Source organism: Streptomyces sp. CT34, assembly GCF_000805335.1.
Taxonomy (GTDB): Bacteria; Actinomycetota; Actinomycetes; order Streptomycetales; family Streptomycetaceae; genus Streptomyces.
Genome location: NZ_KN708638.1, coordinates 1,789,052 through 1,796,762, shown reverse-complemented (window position 1 = coordinate 1,796,762; position 7,711 = coordinate 1,789,052). Strand labels below are relative to the sequence as shown.

Below are 7,711 nucleotides of genomic sequence, written 5' to 3'. Positions count from 1 at the left end.
CTCGGCGCCGGCGCCGAACTCCCGCCGCTGCTGCTGGACGACGAGGAGGCGGTGGCGGTCGCGGTCGGGCTGGGCACCGCCGCGGCCGGCGGCGTCGAAGGCATCGAGGAGACCTCGGTACGGGCGCTGGCGAAGCTGGAGCAGGTGCTGCCGCACCGGCTGCGCCACCGGGTCGGGGCGCTCACCGCCGCCACCGTCCCGATGCTCGGCCGGCCCGGCGGCCCCCGGGTGGACGCCCGGGTCCTCACCGAACTCGCGTACGCCTGCCGGGACTTCCAGCGGCTGCGGTTCCGCTACGCCGACCACGACGGCGCGGTCACCCGCCGCACCGTCGAGCCGCACCGCCTGGTGTCCGCGCAGTGCCGCTGGTACCTGGTCGGCTGGGACGTGGACCGCGCGGACTGGCGCACCTACCGCGCGGACCGGATCACCCCCGCCCCGCCGCACGGCCCGCGCTTCACACCGCGCACCCCGCCCGCCGAGGACCTCGCCGCGTACGTCTCCCGGGGCGTCTCCGGGCGGGCGTTCCGGACGCGGGCCACGGTGCTGCTGCGGGTGCCGCTGGAGCGGGCCGTGGAGCGCGTCGGCCCGTACGACGGGGTGCTGGAGGCGGTCGACGAGCACAGCTGCCTGCTGCGCACCGGGGCGCACCGCCTCGACGTGCTGGTGTTCCACATCGCGCTGCTCGGCTTCGACTTCGAGATCCGGGAGCCGGCCGAACTCGCCGACCGGGTACGGGAGATCAGGGACCGGTTGTCCCGGGCACTGGCATGACGGTGGTCTCCGCGGACATCTCGGGGTGGTGCAGGTCGAAGGCCGGCGACTCCGAGCGGATCCGGGGCAGCGTGGTGAAGTTGTGCCGCGGCGGGGGACACGAGGTCGCCCACTCCAGGGAGCGGCCGAAGCCCCAGGGGTCGTCGACCGCGATCCGAGTGCCCTGCTGCGTGGTCCGCCACACGTTGTAGAGGAACGGCAGGGTGGAGGCGCCGAGCAGGAAGGCGCCGACGGTGGAGACGGTGTTGAGGGCGGTGAAGCCGTCGGCGGGGAGGTAGTCGGCGTAGCGGCGGGGCATGCCGGCCACGCCCAGCCAGTGGTGGACGAGGAAGGTGGTGTGGAAGCCGACGAACAGCAGCCAGAAATGGACCTTGCCGAGCCGCTCGTCCAGCATCTTGCCGGTGAACTTGGGCCACCAGAAGTAGAAGCCGGCGAAGGTCGCGAAGGTCACCGTCCCGAAGACGACGTAGTGGAAGTGGCCGACGACGAAATACGAGTCGGTGACCTGGAAGTCCAGTGGCGGCGAGGCCAGGATGACGCCGGTCAGCCCGCCGAACAGAAAGCTCACCAGGAAGCCGACCGACCACAGCATCGGGGTCTCGAAGGACACCGAGCCGTGCCACATGGTGCCGATCCAGTTGAAGAACTTCACCCCGGTCGGCGCCGCGATCAGGAACGACATGAGCGAGAAGAACGGCAGCAGCACCGCGCCGGTCGCGAACATGTGGTGCGCCCAGACCATCACCGACAGCGCCGTGATGGCCATCGTCGCGCCGATCAGCATCACATAGCCGAAGATCGGCTTGCGGGAGAAGACCGGGATGATCTCGGTGATGATGCCGAAGAAGGGCAGCGCGATGATGTAGACCTCGGGGTGGCCGAAGAACCAGAAGAGGTGCTGCCACAGCAGCGCGCCGCCCCAGCGCGCGTCGAAGACCACCGCGCCGAACCGCCGGTCCGCCTCCAGCACCAGCAGCGTCGCGGCCAGCACCGGGAACGCCATCAGCACCAGGATCGAGGTGAAGAGGATGTTCCAGGTGAACACCGGCATCCGGAACATCGTCATGCCCGGCGCCCGCAGCGCGATGATCGTCGCGATGAAGTTGACCGCTCCGAGGATGGTGCCGAATCCGGCCAGCGCCAGCCCCATGATCCACATGTCGGGGCCGACGCCGGCGGAGCGGACCGAGGAGTTGAGCGGGGCGTAGGCCGTCCATCCGTACGCCGGGCCGCCCTCGGGCGTCAGGAAGCTGCTCAGCACGATCAGGCCGCCGAAGAGGTAGAGCCAGTACGAGAGCATGTTCAGCCGCGGGAAGGCGACATCGGGGGAGCCGATCTGGAGCGGCATGATCTCGTTGGCGAAGCCGGCGAAGGCCGGGGTGGCGAACAGCAGCAGCATGATCGTGCCGTGCATCGTCAGCGCCTGGTCGAACTGCTCGTTGCTGATGATCTGGAGCCCTGGCCGGGCCAGTTCGGCGCGCATCAGCAGCGCCAGCAGCCCGCCGACGAGGAAGAAGCCGAACGACGTGATCAGGTAAAGGTGCCCGATCTTCTTGTGGTCGGTGGTGCTCAGCCATTCGGCCAGCACCGTCCCGCGGCGCCGCGCCCCGGCCGGCCGGGCGCTCTCCCGGGAGATCTCGCTGACCATCGGCTGCACCTCGTTGGGCCGGGGTTGTACGGGGGCGCCGGTCATGATGCTCGGGCGCGGGGCACAGAGCGAGGGGACGCTCCGGTCCGTTCCGGTGGCACCCCGGCCCGCGGAGGGAGCGGGGCGGGCCGGGGCATCCGGGGCGATGTGCGGGAAATGTGTGTGGAATGTGTCGCGTCGGCCAATTTCCGGGCGGCTGAAAAAGAGGGTCGGGTGAGGGGAATGCGGGGCTTCCCGGCGATTAATTTCCGCCTGCTGCCCGGCTTTGCCCGAAGTGGCGGCACACCGTTCCGCATATGATCAAGAGGGAATTCCGGCCGCTTTGTTTTCCACCCGGTTGCGGCGGTGCACGGCGCGTAAGGGTGAGGGCAGTTCCGGCAATCGCCGGAGCGTTCACCGTGACACAAGTGTGACCAATGACGGGCCGGCAGGTCACCGCGGTGGGCGGCGGACGGGCCTTCCGCGCGCCGCACCGGCCGCCTACGGTGGCTGCCATGGCACCCGTACCGAACCTTCCCGGTGACAGCGACGACATCCAGGACGACGCCGAGGCGTATGTCGGCCTCGGCCGTCAGGAGGCGGAGGAACGGGCCCGGGCCCGCGGCTGGACCACCGTCCGCGCACTGCCGCCGGGCGCGGTGATCACCATGGAGTACCTCGGCGGCCGGATCAACTTCGAGGTCCTGGACGGTGTGGTGCGCCGCAGCTGGAAGGGCTGACCGGTCCGGAGCACCGCGGGGACACGGCGAAGGCCCCGGCTGGCTCCGGAGGGAGCGGCCGGGGCCTTCGGTGCGGGGCAGCAGGTGTGCGTACCGGCCCCGCGGCGCGGGGGCGGTCAGCCGGCGCCGTTGCGACCGCGGCCGGTGGCCGGGGTGAACGGCGCGGCGCCGCGCGGGATACGGTCCGCGTGCGGCGGCCGGCGGCTGCCCGCCGGGGTGACCGGGGTGCGTTCCGCCCGACTGGTGTGCGGGCGCGCCGGGTGGTGCGGCCAGCCGTCCGGGGCGCGGGTGGCGTGCGCGACGCCCACCGTCTCGCGCACCAGCACCTCGCCGTCCGGGGCGACCCGCTGCGGGGCGAGCCCGGGGACCAGCGCGCCGGCCGGCAGCGGACCGCGCAGCGAATCGGGGCGCAGCCGCAGCCAGAGCCGCAGCAGGATGCCCATGAGGCGGTCCTCGACCCAGGTGATCCCGGGCTCGACCCACGGCATGGCCAGCAGCACCAGCAGGCCCGCGGCCCAGCCGAGCAGCACGTCGCTGACCCAGTGCGTACCGAGGTAGACGGTCGTCATGCCGACGCCCAGCGCGCCCAGCGCGGCGATCACCGACAGGGTCCGGCGGCGCAGCGGGGTGGTCGCGATGTAGGCCAGCACACCCCAGGTGACCACGGCGTTCGCGGTGTGACCGGAGGGGAATATATCGCCGCCGAGCCACATCTCGTTGGAGCCGACGGTCGTCGCGTAGTGCGGGCCGAGCCGGCCCATGCCGAGCTTGGCGGCGCCCACGGTGATGTTCAGCAGCAGGAGCGAGGCGCCGAGTACCAGCAGCGGGTGGAGGTTGCGCTGCTTCCAGCAGCGCCAGCCCAGCCAGGCGGCCACCGCCACCGCGGTCGGGCCGCGCTGCCCCAGCACGACGAAGTAGTCGAGGAAGGCATGGATCGACGGCCACTGCTTATAGGGCCGGAAGAACATGACCTGCCAGTCGAGGGTGACCAGATAGGTGTTGGCCAGCACTCCGGCGACGATCGCGATGTACACCGCCAGCGTGCCCCAGAGCAGCCACAGGCGGGTCCGGGTCATGCGGGGCGGTTTGACGCGATCGGTCGGGAGCTGCTCCTCCATCTGGTCGAGCTTGTCATCGGTACGCACTCAAACGACGTTACCGCGTGTGATGTATGCGCTTGGTCAAACCGTGCGCTTTGTAATGACGATGTGATGTGGAATGAGTCTCAATCACCGTTCGGTGTCCTGGATTTCGAAGAGAATTCCCGGGCCGCTGGATTCCCCTCCGGTCATCCGCGTGTCGGCACCGTAGGTGCTTATCTGTTTTTCGCCGGCGGAGTTTATCCCCGATTCGCACGGGTGTCGCGGCGCGTTTTCCCGAGGTGGTGATCGCGGAGCGGGATCTTCCGGTCACGGCGGGCCGGAGCCGTTGAGCCAGAACGCTCCGTAGACCGCCGAGCCGGCCGCCACCAGCCCGATGACCAGCCATGACCGTGCCGGACGCCACCGTGCCAGCCCCGCGGCGAGCGGCAGCAGCAGCGGGAAGGCCGGCATCATCAGCCGCGGTTTGGAGCCGAAGTAGCCCTTGGCGGTGAGCGCCAGCAGCAGCACCGTCCCGCCGTACACCGCCAGCGGCAGCGGCTGGCCCTTCCGTACGCCGTGCACATACAGCCAGACCACCAGCGCGACGCCGATCAGCAGCCCGAGGCCGGCGGCGAACGCGGGCCCGGTCAGCTGGTGGCCGATGAAGCGGCCGAAGGCGATTCCGCCGTCGAAGCCGTTGCCCCAGCCGCCCTGGACGTCGAGATAGCCGGTGAGCGAGCCCCGCCGGGCGGCGACCCACAGGAAGTAGCCGCACCAGCCGAGCGGCGCCAGCAGCACGCCGAGGAGCATCCGGCGGTGCCGGCCTCCGAGGAGGGCGCGGAACCGGACGCCGCCGGCCCGCTCGTTCGCCACCGTCACCGCCGCGGTGATCCACACCGCGGCGACCACCGCCGCGCCCACCGGCCGGGTCAGCCCGGCCAGCGACGCCAGCACGCCCGCCCACACCCAGCGGCCGGTCAGTACGCAGTACACGCCCCAGGCCGCGAGCGCGGTGAACAGCGACTCCGAGTACGCCATCGACTGCACGATCCCGACCGGCAGCGCGGCCCACAGCGCGGCCAGCGCCACCCCGGCCCGCGGTCCGTGCAGCCGCTCCCCGGTCGCGTACAGCGCCCAGGCCGCGGCCAGCGAGGTCAGCCAGGCCACCGCCATCCCGGCGTCCGCCGCGGACAGCGGGGTGAGCGCCGACAGGCCCCGCTCCAGCCAGGGCAGCAGCGGGAAGAAGGCGAGGTCGGAGTGCACCGCGCCGTTGGCCAGGTGGACGGTGTGGCCGTAGCCGTGCTCGGCGATCCCGGTGTACCAGAGGGAGTCCCAGCGGGCGGTCAGCAGGGTGTGCCAGTCCTTGCCGTTCGCGGCCGACCAGACCATGAGCACGGCCAGGCCCAGCAGCCGGACCGCCGCGTACGCCGCCAGCCCGGGGGCGGCGCGGCGCAGCGCGGCCCGGACGGCGGGCGGGCACAGCGTGCGGCCGGGGGCGGCGGTCGAGGCAAGATCGTTCATCGGGACGATTATCCAGGTGGCGAAAGTGCGCCCGACCCGGGCGGGTCGGGCAACGTCAGAGGCTGCGACGAGCGTCTCACCGTGAGGTGGGCCACGCGGGTCCCAGGTGGACTCGCGTAGTCTGACGTCTCAACTCGCCCGTGCCACCGGTTTCCCCGGGGCGCCTTCGCGCCCTGGTCCGTGGCCGCGAGAGCATGGCGGCGAGCGCATGACAGGAGGTACTGGATGTCAGGGACGACCGCGTCCGGCAGGGGGCGGACGGGGGGAGTTCCCCGGCACACAGGTGGCGGCGTGAACCGCTGGACCGTGCTGACCGTGCTCTGCGTCAGCCTGCTCTTCGTCGCGCTGGACACCACGATCCTGTACGTGGCGGTGCCCTCCGTCACCGAGGACCTGCGGCCCGGACCGGTGGAGCTCCTCTGGATCGTCGACATCTACCCGCTGATCGCCGCGTCGCTGCTGATCCTCTTCGGCACCCTCGGCGACCGCGTCGGCCGGCGCCGCATCCTGCTCCTCGGTTACGGCCTCTTCGGACTGGCCTCGGCCGCCGCCGCGCTCGCGCCCAATCCGCAGATCCTGATGACGGCCCGGGCGCTGCTCGGCATCGGCGGCGCGATGATCATGCCCGCGACGCTGTCGATCCTGCGCCAGGTCTTCCCCGACCGGCGGGAGCGCGCGGTCGCCATCGGCGTCTGGAGCGCGGTGGCCGCGGTCGGCGCCGCGGTCGGCCCGGTGCTCGGCGGCTTCCTCGTCGAGAACTTCTGGTGGGGCTCGGTCTTCCTCATCAACATCCCGATGATGGCCGCGATGTTCCTGATAGGACGTTGGCTGCTGCCGGAGTCGCGGGGCGAGCGCAACGGCCCCTGGGACGTGGTCGGCGCGGTCGTCGCGGCCCTCGGTGTGCTGGGCATCGTGCTGGGCGTCAAGCGGCTGGGCAGCGGCGCGCCCGTGGTGGGTCTCACCACCCTGCTCCCGATCGTCCTCGGCACCCTGCTGCTGATCCTCTTCGTGCGCCGCCAGCGCCGCCGGGAGCATCCGCTGATCGACATGCGGCTGTTCGCCCGGCCCGCGTTCGGCACCTCCGTCGGCTGCATCGTGCTGGCCATGCTGGCCCTGGTCGGGCTCCAGCTGATCGCCGTCCAGTACCTCCAGCTCGTCCTCGGGCTGAGCCCGCTGGAGACCGGCCTGCGGATGCTGCCGCTGGTCTTCTCCGCGATGGCCGCCGGACTCACCGGCTCGAAGCTGCTCCAGGCGCTCGGCCCGCGGGCGATGGTCGCCGGCGGCTTCACGCTGACCGCGACCGCGGTGCTGTCGCTGACCGCGATGGGCAGCCAGAACCACTTCTGGCAGCTGTCGCTCGGCTTCGTCCTGCTCGGCTTCGGCTTCCAGTCCACGCTGTTCGGCGCGTACGAGTCGATGCTCAGCGAGGCCCCCGCCGAGCAGTCGGGCGGTGCCGCGGCGCTCGGCGAGACCGCCTACCAGCTCGGTGCCGGGATCGGCGTCGCGCTGCTCGGCAGTGTCATGAACGCCGCGTACGCACCGGGCCTGGACCGGGTCGGCGGCGTCAGCGCCAAGGCGTCCCGCGCGGCGTCGCATTCGCTCGGCGAGGCGTACAAGGTCTCGGCCGGACTGGGGGAGCACGCCCGGTACGCGCTGCGGCTGGCCGCCCGGGACTCCTTCATCCACGGACTGCGGGTCACCCTCGTCGCCAGCGCCCTGCTGCTGCTCGTCGGCGCGGGAATCTCGCTGCGGCTGCCGCGCCGGGCCGCGGAGTCCACCGAACGGGCCGAGGGCGAGGCCGCCGCCGGCGACGGCGCGCCGGCCGCCGGGCGCGAGGGGGCACCGGCTCCGGCGAGCACCGGCCGCTGAGGTCTGCCGCCGGCCTGCCGCGCCCCGCCGCGCGGCGGTGACCCTTGCCCGCGCGGCGGCCGGGGCCGTACCGTCGGACGCGCGTAACTACCACTGCT

The 7,711-nt window shown here is 72.0% G+C and carries 6 protein-coding genes; 3 read left to right on the top strand and 3 right to left on the bottom strand.

Features of this window, described 5'->3' with window-relative positions:
• On the top strand, positions 1 to 774 hold a 774-nt coding region (locus RZ84_RS08025), incomplete at its 5' end, for a helix-turn-helix transcriptional regulator (protein ID WP_241777619.1).
• Here RZ84_RS08025 and ctaD read toward each other — a convergent pair.
• Positions 743 to 2,422 (bottom strand): aa3-type cytochrome oxidase subunit I, encoded by a 1,680-nt coding sequence (gene ctaD / locus RZ84_RS08020; RefSeq protein ID WP_043269383.1) that lies wholly within the window; start codon positions 2,420 to 2,422, stop codon positions 743 to 745. The genes RZ84_RS08025 and ctaD overlap by 32 nt on opposite strands.
• Before the next feature lie 494 nt (positions 2,423 to 2,916).
• Between ctaD and RZ84_RS08015 the strand changes: the two genes are divergently transcribed.
• Positions 2,917 to 3,141: an I78 family peptidase inhibitor gene (locus tag RZ84_RS08015; protein WP_043269381.1), complete on the top strand. Its 225-nt coding sequence runs from the start codon at positions 2,917 to 2,919 to the stop codon at positions 3,139 to 3,141.
• 116 nt (positions 3,142 to 3,257) lie between these two features.
• Here RZ84_RS08015 and RZ84_RS08010 read toward each other — a convergent pair whose 3' ends face one another.
• Positions 3,258 to 4,286 (bottom strand): phosphatase PAP2 family protein, encoded by a 1,029-nt coding sequence (locus RZ84_RS08010; RefSeq protein ID WP_043263707.1) that lies wholly within the window; start codon positions 4,284 to 4,286, stop codon positions 3,258 to 3,260.
• Positions 4,287 to 4,550: 264 nt separating this feature from the next.
• Complete coding sequence (locus RZ84_RS08005) at positions 4,551 to 5,744, bottom strand: glycosyltransferase family 39 protein (RefSeq protein WP_043263706.1); 1,194 nt, start codon at positions 5,742 to 5,744, stop codon at positions 4,551 to 4,553.
• 225 nt (positions 5,745 to 5,969) lie between these two features.
• On the opposite strand from RZ84_RS08005, the gene RZ84_RS08000 reads away from it, so the two are divergent.
• The gene (locus RZ84_RS08000; RefSeq protein WP_043263705.1) at positions 5,970 to 7,613 is read left to right on the top strand and encodes an MFS transporter; all 1,644 of its coding nucleotides are present in this window, start codon (positions 5,970 to 5,972) and stop codon (positions 7,611 to 7,613) included.
• The last annotated feature ends 98 nt before the right edge of the window (positions 7,614 to 7,711 follow it).

What these genes read in the sequence shown, in the direction of transcription:
- RZ84_RS08000 (WP_043263705.1), top strand. Translation starts at nt 5,970, where the DNA reads ATGTCAGGGACGACCGCGTCCGGCAGGGGGCGGACGGGGGGAGTTCCC.
- RZ84_RS08005 (WP_043263706.1), bottom strand. Translation starts at nt 5,744, where the DNA reads ATGAACGATCTTGCCTCGACCGCCGCCCCCGGCCGCACGCTGTGCCCG.
- ctaD (WP_043269383.1), bottom strand. Translation starts at nt 2,422, where the DNA reads ATGGTCAGCGAGATCTCCCGGGAGAGCGCCCGGCCGGCCGGGGCGCGG.
- RZ84_RS08015 (WP_043269381.1), top strand. Translation starts at nt 2,917, where the DNA reads ATGGCACCCGTACCGAACCTTCCCGGTGACAGCGACGACATCCAGGAC.